1 protein-coding gene and 1 pseudogene are annotated in these 668 nt (G+C 52.1%); both read right to left on the bottom strand.

Features of this window, described 5'->3' with window-relative positions; all coding sequences use genetic code 11:
* On the bottom strand, positions 1–530 hold a 530-nt coding region (locus J5224_RS33250), incomplete at its 3' end, for an alcohol dehydrogenase catalytic domain-containing protein (protein WP_264629160.1).
* A 20-nt stretch (positions 531–550) separates the two neighbouring features.
* Positions 551–668 (bottom strand): annotated as a pseudogene (locus tag J5224_RS33245) (aldo/keto reductase); the annotation flags it as partial.

The raw sequence follows: 668 nt of genomic DNA, 5'->3' as shown, positions 1-668 counted from the left end.
CCCGCGCCGGCCTGCCAGTGTTTGAGCGGTGAGTACACCGTAATACCGGCACACAGCAGCGGCGCAGCTGATGCCAAATCCAACGCAGCGGGCATTTTCAACGTGTATTTTTCACGACAGACGTAGGTTTGTGCGAAGCCACCGTAGGTCATTCCCCCCAGATGCGTATCCGGTGAGTTAAAGGAGAGCGTAGTGCCGGATTCACAGAACTGTTCGAGGTCGCTGCGGCAGGTGGGACATGTACCGCATGCGTCAACAATGCAGCCCACCGCAGCGTAATCGCCTGGTTTAAATCGGGTTACGTCACGGCCTACCGCGATAACGCGGCCCACTATTTCGTGTCCGGGGACCATAGGGTAGTGTGCTGCACCAAAATCATCGTTGAGTTGATGGAGATCGGAATGGCAAATTCCGCAGTAGAGAATTTCCATCTCAACGTCATCGCTCAGTAATCCGCGGCGTTTAATACTGAATGTGGTTAACGGGTTGGTTGCCGCATCGGTGCCAATGGCTTTGATGGTTTTAAACATAATTATTATCTCTATGAAAATTAACGGCCAACATGCGCTTGCAATGCTGCCGGATAACGTTCACCCACGATTTTTACCGTTTCCAGCACCTGGGTAATTTTCTGCAAGTCTGCTGGCGTAAGCGTGATTTCTGTTGCG

Source organism: Candidatus Symbiopectobacterium sp. NZEC135, from assembly GCF_025962695.1.
Note: the sequence above shows the minus strand (reverse complement) of the source record. Positions and strands in the feature narration are given on the sequence as shown.